Annotated in this window: 23 protein-coding genes, 1 pseudogene and 1 riboswitch; of the genes and pseudogenes, 14 read left to right on the forward strand and 10 right to left on the reverse strand. The window is 61.4% G+C overall.

The annotated features are described in order from the left end of the window. The 5 genes and pseudogenes from AB5Y50_RS17040 to AB5Y50_RS17060 form a co-directional block, all read left to right on the forward strand. A partial coding sequence (locus tag AB5Y50_RS17040; protein WP_368162502.1) for an IS4 family transposase occupies positions 1-494 on the forward strand: 494 nt, incomplete at its 5' end. 10 nt (positions 495-504) lie between these two features. Beyond that, a pseudogene (locus tag AB5Y50_RS17045) lies at positions 505-1023 on the forward strand (amino acid ABC transporter substrate-binding protein); the annotation flags it as partial. Positions 1024-1085: 62 nt separating this feature from the next. Next, positions 1086-2273, forward strand: a complete 1188-nt coding sequence (locus AB5Y50_RS17050) for an amino acid ABC transporter permease (RefSeq protein WP_048208147.1) — start codon at positions 1086-1088, stop codon at positions 2271-2273. A gap of 9 nt (positions 2274-2282) precedes the next feature. Next, positions 2283-3377, forward strand: a complete 1095-nt coding sequence (locus tag AB5Y50_RS17055; RefSeq protein WP_103857885.1) for an amino acid ABC transporter permease — start codon at positions 2283-2285, stop codon at positions 3375-3377. Between the two features lie 13 nt (positions 3378-3390). Next, positions 3391-4134 carry an amino acid ABC transporter ATP-binding protein gene (locus tag AB5Y50_RS17060; protein ID WP_319882784.1) on the forward strand — a complete coding sequence of 248 codons (744 nt, stop codon included), beginning with the start codon at positions 3391-3393 and terminating at the stop codon, positions 4132-4134. A gap of 95 nt (positions 4135-4229) precedes the next feature. On the opposite strand, the gene AB5Y50_RS17065 is transcribed toward AB5Y50_RS17060, so the two are convergent. Beyond that, entirely contained in the window at positions 4230-4445 is a 216-nt protein-coding gene (locus tag AB5Y50_RS17065; protein WP_010673486.1) for a DUF1107 family protein, read from the reverse strand. Positions 4446-4622: 177 nt separating this feature from the next. On the opposite strand from AB5Y50_RS17065, the gene yfcD reads away from it, so the two are divergent. The 3 genes from yfcD to AB5Y50_RS17080 all read left to right on the forward strand — a co-directional run bounded on the left by yfcD (position 4623) and on the right by AB5Y50_RS17080 (position 6828). Further along, positions 4623-5153, forward strand: a complete 531-nt coding sequence (gene yfcD, locus AB5Y50_RS17070; RefSeq protein ID WP_103261445.1) for an NUDIX hydrolase YfcD — start codon at positions 4623-4625, stop codon at positions 5151-5153. 111 nt (positions 5154-5264) lie between these two features. Further along, positions 5265-5735 carry a peroxiredoxin gene (locus AB5Y50_RS17075; protein WP_103261444.1) on the forward strand — a complete coding sequence of 157 codons (471 nt, stop codon included), beginning with the start codon at positions 5265-5267 and terminating at the stop codon, positions 5733-5735. A gap of 124 nt (positions 5736-5859) precedes the next feature. Next, positions 5860-6828, forward strand: a complete 969-nt coding sequence (locus AB5Y50_RS17080) for a calcium/sodium antiporter (RefSeq protein ID WP_113069856.1) — start codon at positions 5860-5862, stop codon at positions 6826-6828. Positions 6829-6893: 65 nt separating this feature from the next. Here AB5Y50_RS17080 and AB5Y50_RS17085 read toward each other — a convergent pair whose 3' ends face one another. Next, complete coding sequence (locus AB5Y50_RS17085) at positions 6894-8042, reverse strand: type III PLP-dependent enzyme (RefSeq protein ID WP_180906984.1); 1149 nt, start codon at positions 8040-8042, stop codon at positions 6894-6896. A gap of 506 nt (positions 8043-8548) precedes the next feature. Beyond that, a riboswitch (glycine riboswitch) is annotated at positions 8549-8659 on the forward strand. A gap of 107 nt (positions 8660-8766) precedes the next feature. Between AB5Y50_RS17085 and AB5Y50_RS17090 the strand changes: the two genes are divergently transcribed. After that, positions 8767-10143 (forward strand): sodium:alanine symporter family protein, encoded by a 1377-nt coding sequence (locus AB5Y50_RS17090; RefSeq protein ID WP_109422233.1) that lies wholly within the window; start codon positions 8767-8769, stop codon positions 10141-10143. Positions 10144-10345: 202 nt separating this feature from the next. Here the strand turns inward: AB5Y50_RS17090 and AB5Y50_RS17095 are convergent, their stop codons facing one another. Together AB5Y50_RS17095 and AB5Y50_RS17100 are read right to left on the reverse strand one after the other, a co-directional pair. Further along, positions 10346-11059, reverse strand: coding sequence for a protein ligase (locus AB5Y50_RS17095; protein WP_124812863.1), 714 nt, complete (start codon positions 11057-11059; stop codon positions 10346-10348). A 100-nt stretch (positions 11060-11159) separates the two neighbouring features. Continuing rightward, on the reverse strand, positions 11160-12557 hold the full coding sequence (locus AB5Y50_RS17100; protein ID WP_180906983.1) for a nucleobase:cation symporter-2 family protein: 1398 nt from the start codon (positions 12555-12557) through the stop codon (positions 11160-11162). A 243-nt stretch (positions 12558-12800) separates the two neighbouring features. Here AB5Y50_RS17100 and AB5Y50_RS17105 point away from each other — a divergent pair, with 243 nt between their 5' ends. After that, positions 12801-13940, forward strand: a complete 1140-nt coding sequence (locus tag AB5Y50_RS17105) for a diguanylate cyclase (protein ID WP_103261440.1) — start codon at positions 12801-12803, stop codon at positions 13938-13940. Positions 13941-13970: 30 nt separating this feature from the next. Here AB5Y50_RS17105 and AB5Y50_RS17110 read toward each other — a convergent pair whose 3' ends face one another. Continuing rightward, the gene (locus tag AB5Y50_RS17110) at positions 13971-14219 is read right to left on the reverse strand and encodes a YciN family protein (protein WP_010673495.1); all 249 of its coding nucleotides are present in this window, start codon (positions 14217-14219) and stop codon (positions 13971-13973) included. A 151-nt stretch (positions 14220-14370) separates the two neighbouring features. Next, on the reverse strand, positions 14371-15750 hold the full coding sequence (locus AB5Y50_RS17115; protein ID WP_045523506.1) for an MATE family efflux transporter: 1380 nt from the start codon (positions 15748-15750) through the stop codon (positions 14371-14373). 120 nt (positions 15751-15870) lie between these two features. Here AB5Y50_RS17115 and AB5Y50_RS17120 point away from each other — a divergent pair, with 120 nt between their 5' ends. Together AB5Y50_RS17120 and AB5Y50_RS17125 are read left to right on the forward strand one after the other, a co-directional pair. Continuing rightward, positions 15871-16728 carry an AraC family transcriptional regulator gene (locus tag AB5Y50_RS17120; protein WP_162726164.1) on the forward strand — a complete coding sequence of 286 codons (858 nt, stop codon included), beginning with the start codon at positions 15871-15873 and terminating at the stop codon, positions 16726-16728. Positions 16729-16783: 55 nt separating this feature from the next. Beyond that, entirely contained in the window at positions 16784-18478 is a 1695-nt protein-coding gene (locus AB5Y50_RS17125) for an NAD-dependent malic enzyme (RefSeq protein WP_039039301.1), read from the forward strand. A gap of 74 nt (positions 18479-18552) precedes the next feature. On the opposite strand, the gene AB5Y50_RS17130 is transcribed toward AB5Y50_RS17125, so the two are convergent. The 4 genes from AB5Y50_RS17130 to AB5Y50_RS17145 all read right to left on the reverse strand — a co-directional run bounded on the left by AB5Y50_RS17130 (position 18553) and on the right by AB5Y50_RS17145 (position 23157). Continuing rightward, a complete protein-coding gene (locus tag AB5Y50_RS17130) occupies positions 18553-19611 on the reverse strand; it encodes an OmpA family protein (protein ID WP_043152395.1) in 1059 nt (352 codons plus the stop codon). Between the two features lie 219 nt (positions 19612-19830). Next, positions 19831-20832, reverse strand: a complete 1002-nt coding sequence (gene ompA, locus AB5Y50_RS17135; RefSeq protein ID WP_039039303.1) for a porin OmpA — start codon at positions 20830-20832, stop codon at positions 19831-19833. Between the two features lie 412 nt (positions 20833-21244). Further along, complete coding sequence (gene ompA, locus AB5Y50_RS17140; RefSeq protein ID WP_010673501.1) at positions 21245-22264, reverse strand: porin OmpA; 1020 nt, start codon at positions 22262-22264, stop codon at positions 21245-21247. Positions 22265-22569: 305 nt separating this feature from the next. After that, positions 22570-23157, reverse strand: a complete 588-nt coding sequence (locus tag AB5Y50_RS17145; protein WP_103244459.1) for a hypothetical protein — start codon at positions 23155-23157, stop codon at positions 22570-22572. A gap of 258 nt (positions 23158-23415) precedes the next feature. Here AB5Y50_RS17145 and AB5Y50_RS17150 point away from each other — a divergent pair, with 258 nt between their 5' ends. Together AB5Y50_RS17150 and AB5Y50_RS17155 are read left to right on the forward strand one after the other, a co-directional pair. Beyond that, positions 23416-23682 (forward strand): DNA-binding transcriptional regulator, encoded by a 267-nt coding sequence (locus AB5Y50_RS17150; RefSeq protein ID WP_010673503.1) that lies wholly within the window; start codon positions 23416-23418, stop codon positions 23680-23682. Between the two features lie 325 nt (positions 23683-24007). Further along, positions 24008-25150, forward strand: coding sequence for an IS4-like element ISAs18 family transposase (locus tag AB5Y50_RS17155; protein WP_041206084.1), 1143 nt, complete (start codon positions 24008-24010; stop codon positions 25148-25150). Positions 25151-25178: the final 28 nt, after the last annotated feature.

Genomic DNA, 25178 nt, shown 5'->3' on the forward strand with positions numbered 1-25178 from the left:
TGCGCGTCATCGACATTTATACCCATCGCTGGCGGATCGAGGAGTTCCATAAGGCATGGAAAACCGGAGCAGGAGCCGAGAGGCAACGCATGGAGGAGCCGGATAATCTGGAGCGCATGGTCTCGATCCTCTCGTTTGTTGCAGTCAGGCTGTTACAGCTCAGAGAAAGCTTCACCCTGCCGCAAGCGCTCAGGGCACAAGGGCTGCTAAAAGAAGCGGAGCACGTAGAAAGCCAGTCCGCAGAAACGGTGCTGACCCCGGATGAATGTCAGCTACTGGGCTATCTGGACAAGGGAAAACGCAAGCGCAAAGAGCGCGCCGGGAGCTTGCAGTGGGCCTACATGGCGATAGCCAGACTGGGGGGCTTTATGGACAGCAAGCGAACCGGAATTGCCAGCTGGGGCGCCCTCTGGGAAGGCTGGGAAGCCCTGCAAAGTAAACTGGATGGCTTTCTTGCCGCCAAGGATTTGATGGCACAGGGGATCAAGATCTGATCAAGAGACAGGCATGAAGTACACCCCAGTGGTGTTCGATACCTCGGATCAGACCGTCAAGGGCTTCGAAGCCGGCCGCTGTGACGTGCTGACCTCGGATCAGTCCCAGCTCTATGCCCTCAAGATCAAGCTCACCAAGCCAGAGGAGGCCGTGGTGCTGCCGGAGGTCATCTCCAAGGAGCCGCTGGGCCCAGCCGTGCGTCAGGGTGACGATCAGTGGTTCAAGGTGGTGCGCTGGAGCCTCAACGCCATGCTCAATGCCGAGGAGGCCGGGGTCACCTCTGCCAACGTGGACGAGATGCTCAAGTCCACCAATCCTGACATCCGTCGCCTGCTGGGGCTGGAAGAGCCCAAAGGGACTGTGCTGGGGCTGGATGACAAATGGGCCTACAACATCGTCAAACAGGTCGGCAACTACGGTGAATCCTTCGATCGCAACGTCGGTGCCGGCTCCCCCCTCAAGATTGATCGCGGCATCAATGCCCTCTGGAACAAGGGCGGTCTGATGTACGCGCCACCCATCCGCTGAGTCGACAGTCACCGGGGGGCCTGGCCCCCCATGTTTTCCCTGGCTTTGTCGGAGTTATCCTCATGGCGTTACACGCATCAAACCATAGGAAAGAACAGGGCCGCTGGTGGTATGACGCCAAGGTGCGGGCGCTGCTCTTCCAGTGCCTGGCCATCGCGGCGGTTATCGGGTTTCTGTTCTACATCGTCAACAATGCCCTGACCAATCTGGCCACCCGTGGCATCACCACAGGCTTTGATTTTCTGGGCAACACGGCCGGTTTCGGCATCTTGCAGAGCCTCATCCCCTACGACGAGACCTATACCTTCGGTCGCACCTTCGTGGTGGGTCTGCTCAACACCCTGCTGGTCTCCGTGCTCGGCATCCTGTTTGCCACCCTGCTCGGGTTCGCACTCGGGGTCGCGCGCCTGTCGCGCAACTGGCTGGTGGCCAAGATAGCGGCCGTCTACATAGAGACGTTTCGCAACATCCCGCTGCTGCTGCAGATCTTCTTCTGGTACTTCTCGGTGCTGCGTACCCTGCCTTCCCCGCGTCAGAGCGTGGATATAGGTGGGCTCGCCTTCCTCAACGTGCGTGGCTTCTATCTGCCCAAGCCCCTGTTCGAAGAGGGATTCGGCTACGTGCTCTGGGCACTGGTGCTGGCGGTGCTGCTGAGCTGGGGGCTGGGCCGCTGGGCTCGCCGCCGTCAGGCCCTGACCGGCAGGATCTTCCCGTTCTGGCGCTGTGTGGCCGCCCTGGTCATGCTGCTCCCGGGTATCACCTTCCTGCTGGCGGGCAGCCCGCTCAGCTGGAGCGTGCCTGCGCTGCAAGGGTTCAACTTCCGGGGCGGGCTGACGGTGCTGCCGGAGCTCGCGGCCCTCTTGCTGGCGCTCACCATCTATACGGCGGCCTTCATCGCCGAGATAGTGCGATCCGGCATCCTGGCCATCAGCAAGGGTCAGACTGAGGCGGCTTCCGCCCTCGGGCTCTCGCCCACCAAGACGCTGCGGCTGGTGATCATTCCCCAGGCCATGCGGGTCATCATCCCTCCCTTGACCAGCCAGTATCTGAACCTCACCAAGAACTCCTCCCTGGCGACCGCCATCGGCTATCCGGATCTGGTCTCGGTGTTCATGGGGACGACTCTCAACCAGACAGGGCAGGCCATCGAGGTCATCGCCATGACCATGGGGGTCTATCTCGTCATCAGTATCACCACCTCGGTGCTGATGAACATCTACAACCGCAGAATGACGCTGGTTGAGCGCTAGGGAGCTGTCATGTTCGTGAATGAATTGCAGGAGGCGCTGCCGCCTCCCAACCACCGTCGGGGGCCGCTCGCCTGGATCAGGCAGAACCTTTTCCCCAACTGGTGGAACGGCCTGCTGACCCTGGTGCTGGCCTATCTGTTGCTGCCACTCATCTGGTCTGCACTGGACTGGGCGCTGTTCTCGGCCACCTGGCAGGGGAGCAGCCGCGAGGCCTGCGTCCAGGGCGGTGCCTGCTGGATCTTCATCGAGAGCCGGCTGGGGCAGTATCTCTATGGCTTCTACCCGGCTGATCAGTACTGGCGCATCAACCTGACCTTCGCCGGTCTGGCGGCGCTGCTGGCCCTGCTCATCTGGCCAAAGACCCCGCGCAAGGGGTGGCTGGCGCTCTTCACCCTGCTGGTGTTCCCTGTCATCGCCTTCTTCCTCATCCATGGGGGAGCGGGGCTGGAGGTGGTGGAAACGAACCGCTGGGGCGGGCTGATGCTCACCCTGGTGCTGGCGGTGGTGGGCATAGTCGTAGCACTGCCGTTCGGCATCCTGCTGGCACTGGGGCGCCGCTCCCACATGCCGGTCATCTCCAGCCTCTGTACCGTCTACATCGAGTTCTGGCGGGCGGTGCCGCTCATTACTGTGCTCTTCATGGCGTCCGTCATGCTGCCACTGTTCATGAGTACCGAGGTGGAGCTCGACAAGCTGCTGCGGGCGCTCATCGGCATCATCCTGTTCCAGGCGGCCTATGTGGCCGAGGTGGTGAGAGGGGGGCTGCAGGCGATCCCCAAGGGGCAATATGAGGCGGGGGATGCCCTCGGGCTCTCCTACTGGAAGGTGATGGGCTTCATCATCATGCCCCAGGCCCTCAAGATCACCATTCCTTCCCTGGTGAACACCTTTATTTCCCTGTTCAAGGACACCAGCCTGGTGCTGATCATCGGGCTGTTCGATCTGCTGGCCATCTCCAAGGTGGCCCTGGCGGATCCGGCCTGGCTGGGGTATTCCACCGAAGCTTATGTCTTTATCGCCATGATCTTCTGGATGTTCTGTTTTGGCATGTCCCGCTACTCCATCTATCTGGAGCGCAAACTCAACACGGGCCACAAGCATTAGGAGTCGTTCTGATATGAAAACGGACGCAGTTGTCGAACTGAAAGAGGTCAACAAGTGGTACGGTGAGTTTCACGTGCTGCGCAACATCAACCTGCAGGTGGGCAGAGGGGAGAAGATCGTCATCTGTGGACCATCGGGGTCGGGCAAGTCCACCATGATCCGCTGCATCAACCGGCTGGAAGAGCACCAGAGCGGAGACATCCTGGTCAAGGGCACGGCCCTGACCTCCGATCTCAAGAACATCGAGACGGTGCGCCGGGAGGTGGGCATGGTGTTCCAGCACTTCAACCTCTTCCCCCATCTGACCGTGCTGGAGAACTGTTGCCTGGCGCCCATCTGGGTCAAGCAGTTGCCGCGCAAGGAGGCCGAGGAGATCGCCATGAACTTCCTGCGCCGGGTGCGGATCCCCGAGCAGGCGCTCAAGTATCCGGGGCAGCTCTCCGGTGGCCAGCAGCAGCGGGTGGCCATCGCCCGCAGTCTGTGCATGAATCCCCAGATCATGCTGTTTGACGAGCCGACGTCAGCGCTGGATCCCGAGATGGTGCGGGAGGTGCTGGATGTGATGGTGGAGCTGGCCCACGAGGGGATGACCATGCTCTGCGTCACCCACGAGATGGGGTTTGCCAAGCAGGTGGCGGACAGGGTGATCTTCATGGACCGGGGGCAAATCATCGAAGAGAACGTGCCGGATCAGTTCTTTGACAACCCCCAGTCCGATCGGACCAAGCTCTTCCTCTCCCAGATCCTGCAGCACTGAGGCAGGGCACAACCTTCAGAAAAACAGCCCGCACGCTCGAATGAGCGGCGGGCAAATGTGTACATGGAAGTCGACGACAGACAGAAAGGAGTATGTCAGCCCGGCAACAGGGTGGTGGTGCGCAGATCGCGCACGGCCAGGTTGATCTGCCGGGCCAGGCTCAGCGCCTGATGACAGCTCAACGGCTTCACATCGATGATCCCCCCTTGAAACTCAAACCGCCCCAGTGCTTCAACCATGAAACTTCCATGATGGAAGCTCTTGATATATCGAGCAATTCGACGGGGAGACCACTGCTTGAACACCTTCATGGCAAGAGACCCTGTTGTTTGGACAGGGCACACTATGCCGACGGACCGTGACACTGATGTGACACTTGATAAAGATTTGTATGAATCTGTCTTGTGATCGGCTGGCGTGCAGCCCCGGCGTTGAAAAAGTAGTGAGAGTCCGGGTCCGGGGCCCGATATACTGCGGCCATTGCAGACATGACAAAGGTGCCGCACGTGGAGTGGGTGGACATAGTAGACGAGCAGGACAGGGTGATCGGGGTGGCTGAGCGCGCCAGGGTGCGTCAGGAAAACCTGCGCCATCGTGCCAGCTACATCCTGGTGCTGGATGAGGGTGAGCGCATCCTGGTGCAGCGGCGCACCCCGAGCAAGGATTTTTGCCCCGGCATGCTGGATGCCTGCGCCGGTGGCGTGGTGACCACGGGGGAGGCCATGGCCCTTTCCGCCCGGCGGGAGCTGGCCGAGGAGCTGGGGATCCGCGACGTGCCCCTGCAGGATTACGGCACCTTCTATGCCGAAGGGGAGGCGAGGGGCAGCCGCTACCGGGTCTGGGGCGGCCTGTTCAGCTGTCACTATCAGGGGCCGCTGCAACTGCAGGCCGAAGAGGTGAGCGAGGTGCACTGGATGAGCCTGGGCGAGATAGCCGATCGGGCGGACGAGTTCACGCCTGACTCCCTGCTCGCCATCGCCACCTGGCAGGCAAGGCGCCTGCCATCAGGCCAGAAATAGGGGCGACAGGCGTTCGCCCCCGATCGCGTTGTTGCTGCTCGATGGACCCCTTCGCCTTCTGGTGGAATGGGGTAGACTGGGCCTCTTTGAACCACAGAAGGATGCGTCATCATGATCACGGTCGGTCAATCCCTGCCCGCAGGGGAATTTACCTTTATCACCGCCGAGGGCAAGCAGGTGAAGGATACCCAGGCCCTGTTTGCCGGCAAGCGGGTGGTGCTATTTGCGGTGCCCGGCGCCTTCACCCCCACCTGCTCCAACGCCCACCTGCCGGGCTACGTGGTCCTGGCCGATCAGTTCAAGGCCAAGGGGGTGGAACTGTGCTGTCTGTCGGTCAACGACGCCTTCGTGATGAAGGCGTGGCAGGAGGCACAGAACGCCGCTGACATCACCATGCTGGCGGACGGTGACGGCAGCTGGACCCGGGCACTGGGTCTGGCCAAGGAGACCGGCGCCTTCGGCGGCGTGCGGGCCCAGCGTTTTGCCCTCATCGCCAACGATGGTGTGGTGGAGCGGCTCTTCGTGGAGGCGCCAGGCAAGTTCGAGGTATCGGATGCCCAGAGCCTGCTGGCGGCGCTGTGAAAGATTAATCGGTGTTTGATTACACCTTGAAATAGCAAGCGGCCCCGTTACACTGAGGCCGCGTTTGGATGGAGCCAGGCAACTTGCCTGGCTCTCGTGTTTGCCGTGGATGAGATAGAACAATATGACCCTGGCTTTTGTTGCCCTGATTGCCGGACTGGCGTTGCTGGTCTGGAGTGCCGACAAGTTCGTGGACGGCGCCGCCGCCACCGCCCGTTACGCCGGTATGCCGCCGCTGCTGATCGGCATGGTGATCATCGGTTTTGGTACCTCGGCCCCCGAGATGGTGGTCTCCGCGCTGGCGGCCTCCCAGGGCAATCCCGGGCTCGCGCTCGGCAATGCCTATGGCTCCAACATCACCAATATTGCCCTGATCCTGGGTCTGACCGCCCTGATCAGCCCCATCGCCGTCGCCTCCCAGGTGGTGCGCAAGGAGATCCCCATCCTGCTCGGCATCACCCTGCTCTCCGGCGCCCTGCTCATCGACGGCCATCTGGGCCGTATGGACGCCGCCATTCTGGGGGCCGTGTTCGCAGTGCTGATGGGCTGGTCCATCTGGGCCGGCATGAACGGCAAGGGGGATGCGCTGGATACAGATACCGAGGAGGACATCGTCTCCGAGGGCATGTCTCTCAAGAGCGCCATCCTCTGGCTCATCGTCGGCCTGGTGCTGCTGATCGGGGCTTCCCGTCTGCTGGTGTGGGGGGCGGTGACCATCGCCCAGGGTTTTGGCATCAGCGATCTGGTGATTGGCCTGACCATAGTCGCGGTGGGGACCTCCCTGCCGGAGCTGGCATCGTCCCTCATCGCCATCCGCAAGAACGAGCACGATCTGGCCCTTGGCAACGTGCTGGGTTCCAACCTGTTCAACACCCTGGCCGTGGTGGGCATCGCCGCCGGCATCCACCCGCTCGAGGTGGCGCCCGAAGTGCTTTCCCGCGACTGGAGCATCATGATGGGGCTGACCCTGTTGCTGCTGGTGATGTGTCTGGGCCGCAAGGGGCAGGGGCGCATCAACCGGCTGGAGGGGGGCGTGCTGCTCGCCTGCTTCGTCGCCTACACCGGCTGGCTGCTGACGAGCCAGTTCATCTAGTCTGGTGATGAAATGAAAGAGGGGACGCCGCGGCGTCCCCTCTTTTTTGTGCGCGGGTCCTGGTCTCAGGCCACGGCAACCAGCTTCTGCTTCTGGGCGCTGTCCAGGATCAGGATGCTCGCCTTGGGGAAGAAGTTGAAGGTGGAGGCAGAGGCCCAGGTGTAGGCCCCCATCACCCGACCCACCACCAGCTCGCCGATCTCGAGATCCGGCAGCATGATGCTGTCGCGGATGACGTCCACGCTGTCGCAGGTGGGGCCGGAGAGCACCGCATTGTGCAGTTCGCCGTTGGCATAGGGCGTGCTCACCGGGTAGGTAACGTGGTCGTAGAGCTGGCCGTTGTAGCTGCCGTAGAGACCGTCATCCAGGTAGTACCAGATCTTGTCGCCGCGGTGGGCCTTGCCCATCACGCTGGAGACCGAGGTCATGGCCGGCGCGCTGATGAAGCGGCCCGGCTCGGCAATCTTCTGTACCGTGGCGGGCAGCTTGGCCAGGGCCTCGCGGATCGGGGCGCAGAAACCGTCGATGTCGAACTCGCCGCCGTCATAGTCCACCGGGAAGCCGCCACCGATGTCCAGCACCCAGGGCTTGAGCCCTAGCTCCCAGGCCTGCTCCATGATCTCGCGGCAGGCGTCGATGGCCTGCACGTGGCGACGGGCGTGGGGCACCTGGGAGCCGACGTGGAACGACAGCCCCATCACCTTGATCCCCTTGGCCTGGGCCAGTTGCAGCAACGGCAATGCCTGCTCCGGGGTGCAGCCGAACTTCTTGGAAAGATCGACCTTGGTCTCGGGGTTCGGGAAGCTGACCCGCAGCAGCAGTTTCACTTCATCCTTGTAGGGCAGGAACTTTTCCAGCTCCAGCGGGTTGTCATAGACAAACACGGTGCAGCCGAATTCCAGGGCATAACGGATGTCGCTGTCACGCTTGATGGGATGGGTATGGATGCAGCGTCCCGGGCGGACACCCTGACTGCGCACCAGATCCACTTCGCCATTGGTGGCCAGATCGAAACAGGCCCCCTCTTCCTTCAAGACAGAGACCACCGCCTCGTGGGGCAGGGGCTTGAGTGCATAATGCAAGCGCACATCGGGCAGGGCGGCCGCCAGGGCCCGATACTGTTTGCGGACGGCTGCCTTGTCGAGCAGCAGCAGGGGGGAGCCGAATTGTTCAACCAACTGACGGTAATCTTGTGCGACCAGGGTCTCGTTCATTCTCTTTTGATAGTCCTTAGGGGGCGTGATATGCCCAAGCCATATGCGATTGAACCGGCGACGGCCGGCTCAGGCGAGCGGTCCGGAGGGACCCACTAGGCACATTGCATAACTCCCTTGCAAAGTGCTTAGTTATGCGCGGGATTATCGGCTTATTGAGTTTGTGTGCAAGCATTTTGATTGGATATGTCGGCAAGTTTTTCTGGTCGAGACGAAACAGGCTCTTGATACGGGGAGCGATCAGGGCCGTGATGGGGAGCACCTCCGAAGGGAGCTTGATAAGCTGTTGATAGTTAACGAACTAATAACATCAGGCCTGGGGGTTGAGGCCAGGTAAAAAGGGGGCGCCGGGGCCAGGGAGTGCGAGACAGCTCACATTTTTTGGATTACCATGCCCGCTTCCTAATCCAAACTAGTTCGGATGAAGGTAGCAGGAGAGCGATGGGCAACCATCCACCGAAGAAGTGAATCTTTCAGGTACCGGGCAACCGGTGTGGACTGCTACTGGACGATACTCTGGAGAGACCCGTTGAATCGGGCGCCGAAGGAGCAAGGTACCGTGATTGCATCGCAATCTGGCGCCGGAAACTCTCAGGCAAAAGGACAGAGGGGATGGGATGGTTGTACCTGGGCTTGGCCCGCATCCGATCGCCTCTGGCCGATCGCGACACCTATGGGAAGATCATCCTTCTCCTCCTTAATCGTTGTTTTTTAAGGAGGATGCATGTCATCAATTCAATCGGCGCTCGCCGCCATCGATAGCTTTATCTGGGGTCCCCCCCTGCTGATCCTGCTGGTCGGGACCGGTATCAATCTCACCTGGCGATTGGGTCTGCTTCAGATCGTGCGTTTGCCGCTGGCCCTCAAGCTGGTCTTTGGCCGCGATCAGGGGCAGGGCAAGCAAGGGGATGTCTCCAGCTTTGGTGCCCTGTGCACCGCCCTCTCCGCCACCATCGGCACCGGCAACATCGTCGGGGTCGCCACCGCCATCAAGCTCGGCGGCCCGGGCGCCCTGTTCTGGATGTGGATGGCCGCCCTGTTCGGCATGGCCACCAAGTACGCCGAGTGCCTGCTGGCGGTGAAATATCGCCAGCAGGACGCCAACGGCCAGATGGCGGGTGGCCCCATGTACTATCTGGAGAAGGGGCTCGGCTCCAGGCCGCTCGCCAAGCTGTTTGCCCTGTTCGGCATCGGCGTCGCCTTCTTCGGCATCGGTACCTTCCCCCAGGTCAACGCCATCAGTGATGCCATGAGCCTCTCCTTCTCGGTACCCCGTGAAGTGACCGCCGTGGTGCTGACCCTGATCGTGGCGCTGGTGACCCTGGGGGGTATCCAGTCCATCTCCAGTGTGTCGAGCAAGGTGGTGCCCTTCATGGCCATCTTCTACATCGTCGCCTGTGCCGGGGTGCTGGTGAACAATGCAGGCGCCCTGCCCGATGCGGTCATGCTGGTGATCGGGAGCGCCTTCACCGGCCATGCGGCCACCGGCGGTTTCGTCGGCGCCGGCATTATGCTGGCGATCCAGTCCGGGGTGGCGCGCGGGGTCTTCTCCAACGAGTCGGGCCTGGGTTCGGCCCCCATCGCGGCGGCGGCGGCCAAGACCGATTCCTGCGTGGAGCAGGGGCTGGTCTCCATGACCGGTACCTTCATCGACACCATCATCATCTGCACCATGACCGGCCTGACGCTGGTGGTGACCGGGGTGTGGAGCGGCGATGCAAGCGGTGCGGCCATGACCAGTCTGGCCTTTGCCCAGGGGCTGGATGCCCATGTGGGCCAGTATCTGGTGAGCATCGGCCTCTTGTTCTTCGCCTTTACCACCATCCTTGGCTGGAACTACTACGGCGAGCGCTGCACCGAGTACCTGTTCGGGGTGAAGGCGATCAAACCCTACCGCCTCATCTATCTGGTGCTGGTGGCGAGCGGTGCCTTCCTCCATCTGGACCTGATCTGGCTCTTGGCCGACATCGTCAACGGCCTGATGGCGGTGCCCAACCTCATCGGCCTCATCGGCCTGCGCCACGTGGTGATTGCCGAGACCCGCGCCTACTTCAGCCGGGACCGGGATACGGAGTCCGAGCCCGAGCCGCAGACGGCCTGATGAGAAGCGGGCCTGCGGGAAGTCCTGTCACCGGGCTCCTGTCCATGGTGTCAACCGGGATCCGGGCTGGGATGGCAAAACCCGGGGCTTGATCCCGGCTCCTCTGACAATATCTGTGCGAAATACGCAAAAGCCACGACGCTCATCGTGGCTTTTTTGCATTTTACGCAATGAATGGCGGCGCTTGTTGCCCCCAGGGGGGTCAGGGGGAGGGAATATCTCCGGTGAGCCGCTGCGCCAGCGCCCTGCTCACCCGGCTCACCAGGGCCGCCTCATCCCCCTGCCAGCCAATGGCGTGGGCCAGGGTGGTGGAGGTGCCCGGAGCAAAGCGCAGCTCGCCCCCGGCCAGTTCGTAGAAGCGGCTCGCCATCCGGGTGCCCTCGTCCACATCCCCCGCCACCAGCAGCATGGCCTGGGCCAGCACGGCGCCGTCGTGATCCCGGCCCGGCGCCAGCCAGCGCTGGGCGGTGCCGGTCACCTTGCGCCCCCCGATCACCAGGTTGTACTGGCCGTCGCAAAACGAGCCGGGCACGAAGTCGTAGCTGCCCGCAAGACCGTGTTCCTCCAGCAGGGCGAGCAGGGGCGCCCCCAGCAGCCGGTAGTAGTGGGCCAGATCCGTGGTGGTGCGGGGCAGCATGAGGGAGAGGTTGAGGATGCCGGCGCCGTGGGGCACGGCGGTGCCGCCGCTGTCGCGCACGAACACCGGCCAGTCCTCGGCGGCCAGCTGCTCGCAGGCGGCCTGGTAGCGGGGCAAACGGGTGTCCTTGCGGGTGACGATGAGGCATTGGGGGCCCTGCCAGAGGAGGGCCCTGGGCTCGCCGTCACCGGCGCACTCCCGCAGCCAGCGCTGCTCCTCGGCCAGGATCTGGTCGGGTGTCTGGTGGGCGGGCGGCGAGGGCAGCAGGGTATAAGGCATGAAAGGCATCCTTTGGCAGAGGCTGCCAAGCACAGTACGCGCGGGGGCAAACAAGGTAAAGCCCCGCATGGCGGGGCTTTGGTGCAAGGATGGCGGAGTGTCAGGCCTGTGCGGCGGCGCGCCTGGGCAGCAGCAGATTGAGCAGGATGGCGGTGAGGCCGCCGGTGGCGACGCCGTAGGAGAGCACGCTCCTGGCCAGCTCCGGCAGGTGTTGCAGCACCTCGGGCACCTGGGCCACTCCGAGACCCATGGCGAGCGACACCGCCAGGATCATCAGGGCGCGGCGGTCCAGCTCCTCCCGGGAGATGATGCGCACCCCGGCGGCGGCGATGGTGCCGAACATGACGATGGTGGCGCCGCCGAGCACGGGTTCAGGTATTTGTTGCACCAGGCTCGCCACCGCCGGGAACAGGCCGAGCAGGGCCAGCATGGCGGCGATGAAGAGGCCGACATGGCGGCTGGCCACCCCGGTCAGCTGGATGACGCCGTTGTTCTGGGCGAAGGTGGACATGGGGAAGGTGGAGAAGACCGCCGCCAGCATGGAGTTGGCGCCATCGGCCAGCACGCCCCCCTTGATCCGCGCCATGTAGACCGGCCCTTCCAGCGGCTCGCCGGAGATGTCGGAGGTGGCGGTCATGTCGCCGATGGCTTCCAGCGCCGTCACCACGAAGATGATGGCGAGCGGCACGAACAGCTGCCAGTCAAAGCCGAGCCCGTAGTGCAGCGGAACAGGGACCATCATCAGGGGGCCGTCGAAGGTGGGAGCAGCCACCTTGCCCAGCAGCAGTGCCACCGCATAGCCCGCCAGCATGGCGATCATGATGGCGGAGAGGCGCAGCCAGGGGTTGCGACTGCGCTGCATCAGCACGATGAGGCCGAGCACCAGCAGGGAGAGAAAGAGGTTGGTGTGACTGGCGAAGCTGCCGTCCGCCAGGGCGCCGTAGCCGCCCCCCATGCTGATGAGCCCTACCTTGATGAGGGTCAGGCCGATGAGCAATACCACGATGCCGGTCACCAGCGGGGTGATGATCCGTTTGACCAGGTGCAGGAAGCGGCTCATGACGACGATGGTGAGGGCCGCTGCCAGCATGGTGCCGAACAGGGTGCCCAGCAGATCGTCGGTGGGCATGGCGGCCTGCTTGAGGGCGAGGCCGGAGGCGATGATGGGACCGAGGAAGTTGAAGCTGGTGCCCTGTACCGAGAGCAGGCCGGAACCGAGGGGGCCGAAACGGCGGGTCTGGATGAAGGAGGCGATGCCGGACATGACCAGGGACATGGAGACGATGTAGCGGGTGTCATCGGCGGGGAGGCCGAGGGCGTTGGCGATGATGAGGGGCGGGGTGATGATGGCGACAAACATGGCGAGCATATGCTGCAGGGCGGCGAACAGGGTCTGGGGCAGGGGGGGGACATCCTCGATGCCGTAGACCAGTTCGCTGTGGGCTCGCCTGGGGGGATGGGCCTCTCGGATGGCGCTTGGGGCGGCAGCCTGTTCCATAAATACCTCGAATGTGTGGGGGGAGGGGAGAAAATTGGGCGCTATTTTAGTGATTGGCATCGCGCTTTCCAGCGCTAATTGAGCGCAAACTCGTTTATTTCCTGATGGGTTGAAACGTTTTCCTGTGGCGATTAAGATCCGCCGGTTTGTGTGAGACCGATCCCTCACAAAGGGGAGGGAGGCTGATGCATCAGGATGGGGACGGTGTAGAATGAGCCCTCGGTTCGAAGATGGAGACTCTGGATGCTGAAGCTGTCGGAGTTCTGGAGTGCCCGCGCCCACTCCGAAGATTTTACCCTGACCCGGATGGGCTTCATGACGGTGCGGCTGCGGCTGCTCACCTGTCTGCTGATGGCGGGGCTCCCGAGCTGGGCCCTGGTGGACTGGCTGACCCTGCCAGCCATCCAGTTCGAGGCGCTGTTCCAGGTCAGGATCTTCTGCCTGCTGGCCCTCTCGCCCCTCATCCCCCTCTCCTATCTCATCCACTTCAAGCGCGAGCGCATGAAGCTGGCGCTGGGCTACCTGATGGCGGTGATGATGCTCTTCTCCCTCATCTGCCTGCACAGCTTCGGCGCGGATCAGGAGATGCAGGCGGGCTACATGGCCTTCCCCTATCTGCTCATCAGCCTGTTCGCCATCTTCCCCATTCCCCTCTCCCTCAGCCTGCAACTGGCGGGGGGGATCCTGGCCACCATGCTGGCGGGCAACTGGTTGCTGGTGGGCCAGCCTCTTTGGAGCGTGCAGACCCTCAACCAGGTCTGGCTGCTGGGGCTCTTTGCCATCGCCAGCGCCTGGGTGCAGTGCGGCCAGCTCAACATGCTGCTGCAACTCTATCGGGAATCCACCACGGACGAGCTGACCGGCATGATGAACCGCCGCCTGCTGATGAAGCAGCTCGAGAAGGCGAGGGCCGCCATGATCCGCAAACAGGCTCCCTTCGCGGTGCTGCTGCTGGATCTGGACCGCTTCAAGCGCATCAACGACACCTTCGGCCATCTGGCGGGGGATGCGGTGCTCAAGGAGGTGGCGGCCACCCTGTCGGAACAACTGGAGCCCGGCATGGTGCTCGGGCGTTACGGCGGGGAGGAGTTTGCCATCCTGTTGCCCGGTTGCACGGATCTGGCACAAGCCAAGCGGGTGGCGGAGCGGCTGCGGGTCGCGGTAGAGGCGAGGTTGGTGAAAAGCCCCACCTCCGACGAACTGCTGGAGGTGACGGTGAGCATCGGTCTGACCCTGGCCCAGCGTGGCGAGGGGGTGGAGGATCTGCTCAACCGGGCGGACGAGTGCCTCTACATGGCCAAGATGGCGGGTCGCAACTGCGTGGTGGCCGAGGCCGACAAACCCGCAGGCGATGCAGGGCGCACAAAAACGGATGCCGCCTGAGGGCGGCATCCGGTGATGACGGGGCAGGCGTCAGGCCAGGGTGTATTTGCCGGAGAGCTGCTGGGCCAGCAGCTTGAACATGTTGAACACCGCCATGGTCTTGCCGGTCGGGGTGCCGTCCTCTGCCAGGAAGAACTCCCCCTTGAACACCAGTATGTCCCCCTTCTGCTCCACCGAGTCGGCGCGCATGCCGTGGATGAAGTCCTCGTGTTCACGAATGATCTTGTTGGCCATCTCCAGCAGGGCAGTCTCGGTGATCCGCTCTTTTTGTGGTTGCATGCTCGTCTCCTTAAACGACTACTGGGCAGGGGCACAAGGGTCGGCATGGCCGGCGCACCCCGCCTCTGATTGAAGAGGGGGCCAGCATACTGCAAAGCGGGATTTTCTGTCATTGATATGACCCCGCATTTTCCCGCTTTGCGCTCTTCCCTTATCCCAACACCAGATTGCGCAGCCAGCGCCGCTGGCGAATGCGGCGCTGCACCAGCAGCACCTTGGAGAGCTCCTCCAGCAGGACCACGGCCACCACCCAGGAGAGGGGCCAGCCCAGCAGGCTGACCGCCACCCAGGCCAGCGGCAGGCCGATGCACCACATGCCGACGATGTCGATGAAGATGCTGTAGTTGACGTCCCCCCCCGAGCGCAGCACCCCGACGATCCCCACCATGTTGAACACCTTGAGCAGCATGCCCAGACACATGATGGCGAGCACCTGGCCGGCCTCAGTCATCAGCTCGCCCGGCAGGTTGCCGACCCATTGCAGCAGGCTGCCCTGCATCAGCCAGACGGCGGTCCCCACCAGCAGGGCGCCGACTGGGGCGAGCAGCAGGAAGAGCTGGGAGTGCTGCCAGGCCTCGTCATACTCTTCTGCCCCGAGCCGGTGACCGAGCAGGGTGGAGCAGGCCACCGCCAGCCCGAAGAAGAGGGAGATGAGGATGCTCTCCAGCGTGCCGAGGGTGGTCATGATGGCCAGGGCGTCGGTGCCAAGGTGCGCGTAGAGGAAGCCGTAGAGCAGCATGCCGAAGGCCCAGAGCCCGTCGTGCAGCAACAGCGGCAGGGCGATCAGGGTGAAGCGCACCACCTCCTTGCGCCTGAAGGCGGCGAGCCAGTCTTGCTTGCGCGGGATGAGACGGGGCTCGGTACGCCACACATAGGCAAGCAGCAGCGCGGTCTGTAGCAGGCGCGACAGGGTGGTGCCCCAGGCGGAACCGGCTACTCCCATGGCCTCGGCGCCGAAATGGCCGAAGATGAGGGCATAGTTGAGGATGACGTTGGCGATGATGGCGATGATGCCGATACGGGTCGGCGCCGCGGCATTGCCCACCGAGCGCAGGGCCGACTCCAGGGGCACCACCACGGCGGTGCAGAGGATGGTGGCGCCGGTGATCATCAGGAACTCGTCGGCCAGCTCGCGCAGCGCGGGCTCCTGGCTGGCAAACCCGAGCACGCTGCCCGGTGAGAACACATAGACGAGGGCAAAGGGCAGGCTCACCGCCAGGGCGCCCACCAGGGCCAGGGCCAGGGAGCGGCGCACCCCGGCCATCTCGCCACGGCCGAAATATTGTGCCGCCAACACCGAGACCCCGCCCGAGAGCCCCGCTATCACCAGCAGATTGAAGAAGAAGACCCGGTTGCCCAAGCCGACCGCCGCCACAGCCGTGGTGCCGAGCTGGCTCACCATCATGATGTCGATGAGGCCGAGCAGGGAGAACATCATGGATTGCAGCGAAACCGGCAGGGCCAGTCGCCACAGTCGCGTCATGAACTCGCGATCGGTGGTTTGTTTTAAAATCGCTTGCCAATAATTCATTTATGTTAACCGGGTTGGTAAAAATCAAGGTTTGTCGTGGGTATGATAGGGGTGATATCGGGAGGCTTCACTGTGAGCCCCTCTCGGCTTTCTTGTGCAAAACTATCCTGTTGAGGTGCTATGCCATTTATCAACGAGTGTCTGGAAATCGCCCCGGCCTGCGAAGAGCGGATGCTGGGACGCGAAGGGCTGCCCCTGCTTGGGGAGGCGGGCGTCTTCCTGACCGGCCTCTCGACGATACGGGAGCACTACCTTATCCGCCGCAACCGACCGGAGTTTCACATCCTGATGGTGAGCCATGACGAGGGGGGCGCCCTGCTCACCGATGGCGGGGAGCAGCCCATCCCGGCGGGAGCCCTGGTCTTTCTCCCGGCCGCCGTGCCGGGGGGCCTCAGGCTGGTGGGGGAAGCCTGGCATACCAGCTGGATTCTGCTGGACGACGTGCCGCGCTGGCAGCATCTGCACCGGCTTGGCCATCGCATCTGGCAGGGGGAGGAGGGGGAGCAGCTCTACCATCTGCTCAGCCTGATGCAGGGGGAGGGAATACGTTCGCCACTCCAGCCTCAGCTGCTGAGCCTGCTGCTGGCGCTCCTGGAGCGCACCCTGCAGGGGGAGGTGCGCGGCACGCCGGAGTTGCGGCTACAGGCGCTGTTTCGGCGGGTGGAGGCACGTCTGGACGAGCCCTGGAGCGTGGCCCTGCTGGCCGACCAGATGGCCTGCTCGGTGCCCCATCTGCACCGGCTCTGCCAGCAGGTGTTCGGCATGGGCCCCATGGCCTGGCTCACCGGACTTCGCATGAACAAGGCGCGCCAGTTGCTGCTCTACACCAACTGGCCGCTGGCCGAGCTGGCGGCCCGGGTCGGATACAGCGACGGCGCCAACTTTGCCAACCGTTTTCGGCGTCTGACGGGTCAGACTCCGGGGGCCTTTCGTCGACTGGGTCGCAAACCTTTCGCAAGGGAGGTGCAAACCCTTTGAAATTGTTGGCTCAAGCCCATAGGATCGACGGGCCACACAGTCAAGGTACAGATCCATGTTTGAAGATAATAATCAGAAACGTCCCCTCTACATTCCCTACGCAGGTCCAGCCCTGCTGGAGACGCCGTTGCTCAACAAGGGCAGCGCCTTCACCAGCGAAGAACGCAGCAGCTTCAATCTGGAAGGTCTGCTGCCCCAGAACATCGAAACCATCGAAGAGCAGGCAGAGCGTGCCTATCGCCAGTTCATGGCGTTTGGCAACGACATGGACAAGCACATCTATTTGCGCAACATCCAGGATACCAACGAAACGCTCTTCTACCGCCTGCTGAACAACCACCTTACCGAAATGCTGCCGGTCATCTACACCCCGACGGTCGGCAAGGCGTGCGAGGAGTTCTCCAACATCTATCGTCGTGCCCGGGGCCTCTTCATCTCCTATCCGGACAAGGACAGGATCGATGACATGCTGCAAAACGCCACCAAGCAGAACGTCAAGGTGATCGTGGTCACCGACGGCGAACGCATCCTGGGCCTCGGGGATCAGGGCATCGGCGGCATGGGCATTCCCATCGGCAAGCTCTCCCTCTACACCGCCTGTGGCGGCATCTCCCCGGCCTACTGCCTGCCGGTGGTGCTGGATGTGGGCACCAACAACCAGCAGCTGCTGAACGACCCCTTCTACATGGGTTGGCGCCATCCGCGCATCTCCGGCGAAGAGTACGACGAGTTCGTCGATGCCTTCATCCAGGCGGTCAAGCGCCGCTGGCCGGACATCCTGCTGCAGTTCGAGGATTTCGCCCAGGGCAATGCCACCCCACTGCTCAACCGCTACAAGGATGAGCTGTGCTGCTTCAACGATGACATTCAGGGGACCGCCGCGGTGACCCTGGGCAGCCTCATCGCCGCCTGCAAGGCCTCCGGTGCCAAACTCTCCGAGAAGCGGGTCGCCTTCCTCGGGGCGGGCAGTGCCGGGTGCGGCATCGCCGAGCAGATCGTGGCGCAGATGAAGGCCGAAGGGCTGACCGACGCCGAGGCGCGGGGCCGGGTCTTCATGGTGGACCGATTCGGTCTCATCACAGACAAGATCCCCAACCAGCTCGACTTCCAGCGCAAGCTCTCCCAGCCGGTCGAGCGGATCAAGGAGTGGCCGGTGGGGGACAACATCTCCCTGCTGGAGGTGATGGAACACGGTCGCCCGGACATCCTGATCGGGGTCTCCGGCCAGCCGGGTCTGTTTACCGAAGAGGTGGTCAAGACCATGCACAAGCACTGTGCCCGTCCCATCATCTTCCCGCTCTCCAACCCCACTTCCCGGGTGGAAGCCACCCCGGCGGATCTCATTCGCTGGACCGACGGCCAGGTGCTGGTCGCCACCGGCAGCCCGTTCGCACCGGTGGAGTACAAGGGCAAGCGCTACGTCATCGCCCAGTGCAACAACTCCTTCATCTTCCCGGGGATCGGCCTTGGGGTGATCGCCTCCGGTGCCAACCGGGTGACCGATGCCATGCTGATGTCGGCCAGCCGTGCCCTGGCGGATTGTTCACCCCTGGTGAAGGGGGAAGAGGGCTCCTTGCTGCCGGATCTGGCGGACATCCATCAGGTCTCCCGCTACATCGCCAAGATGGTGGCCAAGACCGCCATGTTGCAGGGCAAGGCGGTGCAGACCCCCGATGATGTGATCGATCAGGCCATCGAGGCGAACTTCTGGCGCCCCGAGTACCGCCGCTATCGTCGTACTTCCTTCTGATCCCAAGGGGACAGACATGCAGAAGGGATGCCTCGGCATCCCTTTTTTGTGCACGGCTGTGAAGGAAGAGGAGGTTATTGTGCCGGTTGCTCGGCGGGGGCGGGCTCGGCGGGATTGCTGACACCGGTGACCCGGATTTCGACCCGGCGATCCGGGGCCAGGCAGTCGATGAGGGCAGCCCTGGCCTTGATGGCATCACACTGGGTGCCGGTGACCGGGTTGCTCTCGCCGTTGCCCTGAATGCTCACCTTGTCTGCGGGCAGCCCCTTGCCAATCAGGAAGTTGGCGACCGTGCTTGCACGGGCCTCCGACAGTGCCTGGTTGTTGGCATCCGAGCCGATGCGGTCGGTGTAGCCCATCACCATGGCGTTGCCATCCTTGGGTTTGACGTCGACGATCTGCTGGTAGAGGGCGTCGAGTGCCTGCATCCCCTCCGGTTTGAGCTCCGCCTTGCCAAAGGCAAACAGCACATCCGAACTCAGGTTGAAGGTCTGATCCACCGGCTCGGGAGCCGGGGGCGGCGATGCCACGACCAGAGGCGCGGCCACCGGCACTGCGGCGACGGTGCGATTGGGGTGAAGCACCAGCTCGATGGTGGCGGTACTGATGTCGCTGACCCAGCGTTTGGTACCGCTGCCCACCTTGTCGTTGTCAGGATCGTCCCCGACTCGCACCATGTAGCGGTAGCGGGTCTGGATGTCTACCCAGTCGCTCAGTCTGGCGGTCAGTCCCAGACCCGCCAGGGGAGCCAGATTGTCATCCCCCCCGTTGACGGAGTCGACGTGATAGAGATAACCGCCCCCTTCGGCAAAGACAGAGAAGATGTCCCCCAGCGGCAAGCGGCCAATGACCGACAGGGTGGCCCCTTTGCTGTTGAAGTCCTGGCCGGCAATATCCCAGTCACCGGTGGAGAGGTAGCCGAGCTCTGCCCCCAGATTCTCGTTGTAGTTGTAGCCGACAAAGGCGTTGATGGCGGTTGCGTCCTTGCCGACGTCCTGGCTGAAATCATCGATGTCATGGGCAAAGGCCCAGCCACCCCCAGCCCCCACATACCAGTCGTGAACAGGTGCCGCCTGGGCGGCACTCGTCGCCAGTGCCAATGCAATCCACACAGGTTTCAGTCTTATGTTCATCGCGTATCCTCGTCGATGTTGGGTGTTATAGGGCTCCCAGCCCTTTGCTATGTATAGCCAACATTATGTATAGGCGATGTGAGCGCTTTAACCATTTAAGTGACGCATCTGTATGGAGAATCGGTGGGGCAGGCAGGTGGGCAGCCCGCGTTGGTGGTGCCGTGCGGGCATTAAAAAAGGGGCCGGAATGGCCCCTTTTTGCAACAGGTGGTCAACCTCTTATTGCTGCACTTCCTGTACGCCGGTGACGCGCACTTCGACGCGGCGATCCGGTGCCAGGCAGGCGATCAGCTGAGCCTTGGCCTTGATGCCGTCACACTGGGTACCGGTGACCGGGTTGGCTTCACCACGACCTTCGATGGATACCTTGCCAGCCGGCAGACCCTTGCCAACCAGGAAGTCGGCCACGGTGCGGGCACGGGCTTCAGACAGCTTCAGGTTGTAGGCATCGGAGCCGATGCGGTCGGTGTAACCCACCACCACGGCGCTGCCATCTTTCGGCTGGACGTCGACGATCTGCTGATACAGGGTGTTGAGCGCAGCAGCCCCTTCCGGCTTCAGGGTGGATTTGCCGAAGGCAAACAGCACGTCCGAGCTCAGGGAGAAGTTCTTGTCGACCATGACGGGTTCGGGAACCGGCTCGGGAGCCGGTGCCGGGGCCGGTGCCACATAGGTGGTGCGGTTCGGGTGCATCACCAGTTCCAGGGTGGCGACGCTCATGTCGGTTTTCCAGGTTTTCTGATCGTCACCCAGATCCCACATGTAGCGGTAGCGGGCCTGCAGGTCGATAAGGTCGGAGAGCTTGGCAGTCAGACCCAGACCCGCCAGCGGCGAGGTCCCGTTGTCGCTCTGGCCGTTGCCGTTGACGTGGTTGAAGTAGGCACCCCCTTCGGCGAAGACGGAGAAGATGTCATTCATGGGCAGGCGTGCGATACCGGACAGGGTGGCACCCTGGGTCTTGAAGTCGACGCCATCGACGCCAGCCTTGCCGGCATAGAGATAGCCGAGCTCGGCGGCAAAGTTCTCGGTGAAGTTGTAACCGCCGAACAGGGAGAGCGCGGTGGCGTCCTTGTCAGCATCCTGGCCGAAGGTATCCAGGTCGTGGCCATAGGCCCAACCTGCACCCATACCCGTGTACCAGTCGTCGGCCGCCTGAGCGGTGGTGGTTCCCATGGCTGCAATGGCCAGAGCAATCAGGGTTGGTGCCATTTTCATTTTCATCGTTTTATCCTCGTTGAGTTGCCGTGCTATGGGCGTACTGCGCACTCTTTGTTATACCGGTCGCAGATGACACTTCATGTGCGACACCGTGAGCGGATCACGGACGGCTTGAATAAAAAATGGATGGAAACCTGGATTCTCATGAAGCTGTTTCTCCATGGACAACTAACCGGGCACTGAGCACTTTTAATAGTTCATCCAATGTCTTACAAGCGTTGCTACTGTATTCTTTTGAATCAGCGTGATCAAGTTTCTGCACAGATATGCAGCGCCGACACCGGTGTCGCGGGGCCGCAATACGGGGGTAAAGGGGAGAAAAGGTGAGACAGAGAGTGTCGCTGGGGGGAGGAGAGAGACAGCAAAAGGGGATGCCGTGGCATCCCCTTTTTTACGTTACCTGAGCGAAGTCAGATTACTTTTGAACTTCTTGTACGCCGGATACGCGAACTTCTACGCGACGGTCCGGAGCCAGGCAGGAGATCAGCTGAGCCTTGGCCTTGACGCCGTCACACTTGGTGCCGGTGACCGGGTTGGCTTCGCCGCGACCTTCGATGGCAACCTTGCTGGCAGCCATACCCTTGCTGACCAGGAAGTTGGCAACGGTGCGGGCACGAGCTTCAGACAGCTTCTGGTTGTAAGCGTCGGAACCGATACGGTCGGTGTAACCAACAACAACGGCGTTGCCGTCTTTCGGCTGGAACTCAACGATTTGCTGGTACAGAGCGTTCAGGGCTTGCACGCCTTCGGCCTTCAGGCTGTCTTTGCCAAAGGCGAACAGCACGTCGGAGTTCAGGGCGAAGTTCTTCTCAACGATTTGCGGAGCCGGGGCCGGTGCTTCTTCAACAACCGGGGCCGGAGCAGGCGCTACGTAGGAAGTACGGAACGGGTGGTAAACGGCTTCCAGGGTCGCAACGCTCTGGTTGGACTTGTAGCGTACGTTGTCGGCGTGCAGGTCAGCCACGTCCCACATGTAGCGGTAGCGAGCTTGCAGATCCAGCGCGTCGTTGACCTTGTAGGTCACACCGGCACCGGCCAGCGGGGATACTTTGGTATCGCTGGTGCCCAGACCGTCGGTGTGGCCCCAGTAGGCGCCAGCTTCACCGAACAGGGAGAAATCGTTGCCCAGCGGCAGACGAGCGATACCGGACAGGGTGGCACCCTGGCTCTCGTAACGGTTGCCGTCGGTGTTGCCACGGCCGGTGTACTGGTAGCCCAGCTCGGAACCGAAGTATTCGTTGAAGTTGTAACCAACGAAGGCATTGGCAGCAGCCGCATCTTCTTCGCCAACGTTCACGCCTTCGATCTTGTTCAGACCGTTGAAGTGAGTTGCACCAACACCGGCGCCGAAGTAGATGTCGTCAGCGGCGTGAGCTGCAGTTGCACCCATGGTGGCCATAGCGATGGCGATCAGGGAAGGAGCCATTTTCATCATAAAATAATCCTCGTTGAGATGGCACGTTGTTCACGTGCTTCGCACTTTGTAATTTATGTAAGCTGCTGGCTCTGTCGACCAACGACGTTGGTGCGAACAGGGATCCTAGATCCATCCAGGAGGCACATATCTGGGTGCACAAGTGCGCGGGTTGCACTGTCGACAATGCATACTCCGCCACGAACAGCCGACGTCATTCCGATGACGTGGCGCACTTTATGCCCATTTCAAAACATGATCAAGCTCACAGATAAGGGATGGGGCAAATTGTGTCGTAGGGATAACTAGCTGTTTCTTGGGATTTATTAGTGATCCAAGTAGGCGCGATGCAGTTTCTTCTCAAGCTTCATATAAGCCTCAGCCCAAGCGTGCCGCGGGGTGGCGTCACCCGCCCTGACCGAGAGGACAGCAAGATAGTCCGCCTCAGTTGCTTCGCACAGCAAGGGTGTGAAACTGAGCAAGAAGTGACGGGCGAGGTAGGGATCGAGAGGCCAGATGTTGAGGATGGCCCGCGCCACGGGCTGGACGGCGGTGGAGCAGATGAAGTGCCGATGACCCGCTTCCAGCCATTGGGCCATCTCGGCGAGGCTTTCTTCCGGCACGATGCCGCCATCGCCTTTCTCCCTGGCCAGCGTCATCGTATGACCATTGCCCAGTGCCAGGGTGCCGTTTTCTGCCACGACGCCGTCGTGGCTGCGCAGGGGAAGCGTCGCCTGGCCTTCAAGATAGAGGCTGCAGCTGTCCGGGAGGGCCGCCAGCACGGTGGTGGCGTCCCCCTGCATGGCCATGGGCAACCAGAACGCTTCGGCCCGGGTCTGCAGACCCTGGGCGAGCTGACGGGGGAGGGAGTCCGGGTCGGAATGAAGACGGGAAATGATGCCGGGAAATGCCATGTTGATGACTCTCTTGAAAATAACCGGCGAATTATACGAGGGATGGCCGGGCAACAAGAAAGGTTTCTTTTCGAGACTGTTTACCTGAGGCGACGCAGCGATTACCATCCCCGAGGTTTGTGAAGGGTTGTCGTCGAAAGACGCTGATTATAGATAGAGGCTCGACCATAACGAGTCCGTTCAAAACTGATACACTTGACTACGAGTCGTCGCGAAAAATAAAGGTGGAGTCAATCCGCCGAACGGAGTATGGAACACATGAATTCAAATATCGTAACTGTTGGCAAGAAGATCCGTCAGATCCGCGAAGCGGTAGGCCTGAGCCGTCCCAAGTTTGCCGATCTGCTGGGCGTCCCCCCAACCACCCTGAAGAACTATGAACTGGGTTACCGTGAAGTTGGAGGCGCCTTCCTGGTTGCCCTGGCCCACCACCCCGATCTGCACAAGTTCACCCTCTGGCTGCTGGCTGACAAGAAAGTCGCCGAAATCGGCCAGATCGGTCCGGACGATATTGCCAAGGCTTGATTCAGTTCAACCTTGATAAAAATGCCGCCCTCGAGGCGGCATTTTTTATTTGTCAAAATGGATGATTATTTAATTAAATAATGCGTTGTGTGCGGTCAACGGCGATTTTCACTAAATCATCTTGTCGGGCTGGATTAATCCACGGAACACTCCGACCCTTTTAATTCAGGCGGTGATCCACACAGCGAGACAACGATGAGCCAATCCATTACCAAAGCCAGAGATGGGTTTACCCTTAACCATCCCCTCATATGAGCGAGGCGTGGCGCGGCTTCTGAGGTATGATCGCCATCCTTGACCAGCTAATACCCAACAGACTATCCCCATGTTTAACCACGAACTAATCCTCAACCACATCGACGATATATTTGGACAGGACATGCATGCCAAGCGTGTTCTTTCCCTCGCCAATGCTACCCTCGGGGTTATCGAGTCAGGTTCACTGGCCATCCACGCCATCGGTAGTGGCCTCTCCTTGGCCAACGGTCTCGAACGTAAACATGCGGTTAAACAGGTGGATCGCCTGCTCACTAACACCAAGCTCAATGTCTGGAGCCTCTTTGACGATTGGGTGCCCTATGTGGTCGGTGAACGTACCGAGATCGTAGTCTCCATGGACTGGACCGAATTCGATGCCGATGATCACAGTACCTTGGTTATCAGCCTGCAAACCAACCACGGTCGCAGTACTCCGCTGCTGTGGAAAACCCATCGGAAATCGTTGCTCAAAGGGCAACGCAATGCCCATGAGAAAGAGCTGCTCACCAAGCTCAAGCAGACGTTGCCAGAGGGTATCTTCGTGACGGTAGTAGCTGACCGCGGCTTTGGTTACATGGAGCTGTTCGAACGCCTGGAGCAAGAGCTAGGCTTTGCTTATCTCATTAGATTTAAAGGAAATGTTTTGGTTGGTTACCCTGGTGTAGAGCAGGTTCCAGCTCGGGACTGGCTAACGCCGACCGGGCGCACCCGAACCCTCAAAGCGGTGGAGATAACTGGGCAGCGACAGCCTGTCGAACGGGTCTATTGTTGTCATAAGAGTGGCATGAAAGACGCGTGGTTTCTGGCCAGTAACCGGACCGACCTGAGCGCCGCCAAGGCGTTGCAACTATACGGCCAGCGCTGGGGTATCGAGACCAGTTTTCGTGATATCAAAGATTACAAATTCGGCATGGGTATGGGAGATGTGCACATCAGTAATCCGGTCCGGCGCGACCGACTGTTTTTATTCAGTGCCCTGGCCATCGTCTTGCTGACGCTGCTGGGTAAGGCTGGAGACAGTGTCGGTCTAGAGAGAACGATCAAGGTCAATACCAGCAAGAGCCGAACCTATTCGTTCTTTCGGCAAGGGGTCATCTATTACCAGTTGCTACCTAAAATGAAAGAAGCCAATGCGGTCTTGTTGATGGATAAATTTATCTACTACCTGAAGCAACACCGCTTATATACCCGCACACTTGGAATTATTTGAGTCTCTAAAAATGAGGGGATCTCTGAGG

It is taken from the genome of Aeromonas sp. s6, from assembly GCF_040907815.1.
GTDB lineage: Bacteria > Pseudomonadota > Gammaproteobacteria > Enterobacterales > Aeromonadaceae > Aeromonas > Aeromonas caviae.

Excerpts from the sequence above, each read along its gene's own strand:
- AB5Y50_RS17080 (WP_113069856.1), top strand. The coding sequence starts at position 5,860 with ATGACCCTGGCTTTTGTTGCCCTGATTGCCGGACTGGCGTTGCTGGTC.
- AB5Y50_RS17155 (WP_041206084.1), top strand. The coding sequence starts at position 24,008 with ATGTTTAACCACGAACTAATCCTCAACCACATCGACGATATATTTGGA.
- AB5Y50_RS17130 (WP_043152395.1), bottom strand. The coding sequence starts at position 19,611 with ATGAACATAAGACTGAAACCTGTGTGGATTGCATTGGCACTGGCGACG.
- AB5Y50_RS17100 (WP_180906983.1), bottom strand. The coding sequence starts at position 12,557 with ATGGAACAGGCTGCCGCCCCAAGCGCCATCCGAGAGGCCCATCCCCCC.
- AB5Y50_RS17110 (WP_010673495.1), bottom strand. The coding sequence starts at position 14,219 with ATGCAACCACAAAAAGAGCGGATCACCGAGACTGCCCTGCTGGAGATG.
- AB5Y50_RS17115 (WP_045523506.1), bottom strand. The coding sequence starts at position 15,750 with ATGAATTATTGGCAAGCGATTTTAAAACAAACCACCGATCGCGAGTTC.
- AB5Y50_RS17150 (WP_010673503.1), top strand. The coding sequence starts at position 23,416 with ATGAATTCAAATATCGTAACTGTTGGCAAGAAGATCCGTCAGATCCGC.
- AB5Y50_RS17125 (WP_039039301.1), top strand. The coding sequence starts at position 16,784 with ATGTTTGAAGATAATAATCAGAAACGTCCCCTCTACATTCCCTACGCA.
- AB5Y50_RS17145 (WP_103244459.1), bottom strand. The coding sequence starts at position 23,157 with ATGGCATTTCCCGGCATCATTTCCCGTCTTCATTCCGACCCGGACTCC.
- ompA (WP_010673501.1), bottom strand. The coding sequence starts at position 22,264 with ATGATGAAAATGGCTCCTTCCCTGATCGCCATCGCTATGGCCACCATG.
- AB5Y50_RS17050 (WP_048208147.1), top strand. The coding sequence starts at position 1,086 with ATGGCGTTACACGCATCAAACCATAGGAAAGAACAGGGCCGCTGGTGG.
- AB5Y50_RS17060 (WP_319882784.1), top strand. The coding sequence starts at position 3,391 with ATGAAAACGGACGCAGTTGTCGAACTGAAAGAGGTCAACAAGTGGTAC.
- AB5Y50_RS17105 (WP_103261440.1), top strand. The coding sequence starts at position 12,801 with ATGCTGAAGCTGTCGGAGTTCTGGAGTGCCCGCGCCCACTCCGAAGAT.
- AB5Y50_RS17055 (WP_103857885.1), top strand. The coding sequence starts at position 2,283 with ATGTTCGTGAATGAATTGCAGGAGGCGCTGCCGCCTCCCAACCACCGT.
- AB5Y50_RS17085 (WP_180906984.1), bottom strand. The coding sequence starts at position 8,042 with ATGAACGAGACCCTGGTCGCACAAGATTACCGTCAGTTGGTTGAACAA.
- ompA (WP_039039303.1), bottom strand. The coding sequence starts at position 20,832 with ATGAAAATGAAAATGGCACCAACCCTGATTGCTCTGGCCATTGCAGCC.
- AB5Y50_RS17065 (WP_010673486.1), bottom strand. The coding sequence starts at position 4,445 with ATGAAGGTGTTCAAGCAGTGGTCTCCCCGTCGAATTGCTCGATATATC.
- yfcD (WP_103261445.1), top strand. The coding sequence starts at position 4,623 with ATGACAAAGGTGCCGCACGTGGAGTGGGTGGACATAGTAGACGAGCAG.
- AB5Y50_RS17075 (WP_103261444.1), top strand. The coding sequence starts at position 5,265 with ATGATCACGGTCGGTCAATCCCTGCCCGCAGGGGAATTTACCTTTATC.
- AB5Y50_RS17120 (WP_162726164.1), top strand. The coding sequence starts at position 15,871 with ATGCCATTTATCAACGAGTGTCTGGAAATCGCCCCGGCCTGCGAAGAG.
- AB5Y50_RS17095 (WP_124812863.1), bottom strand. The coding sequence starts at position 11,059 with ATGCCTTATACCCTGCTGCCCTCGCCGCCCGCCCACCAGACACCCGAC.
- AB5Y50_RS17090 (WP_109422233.1), top strand. The coding sequence starts at position 8,767 with ATGTCATCAATTCAATCGGCGCTCGCCGCCATCGATAGCTTTATCTGG.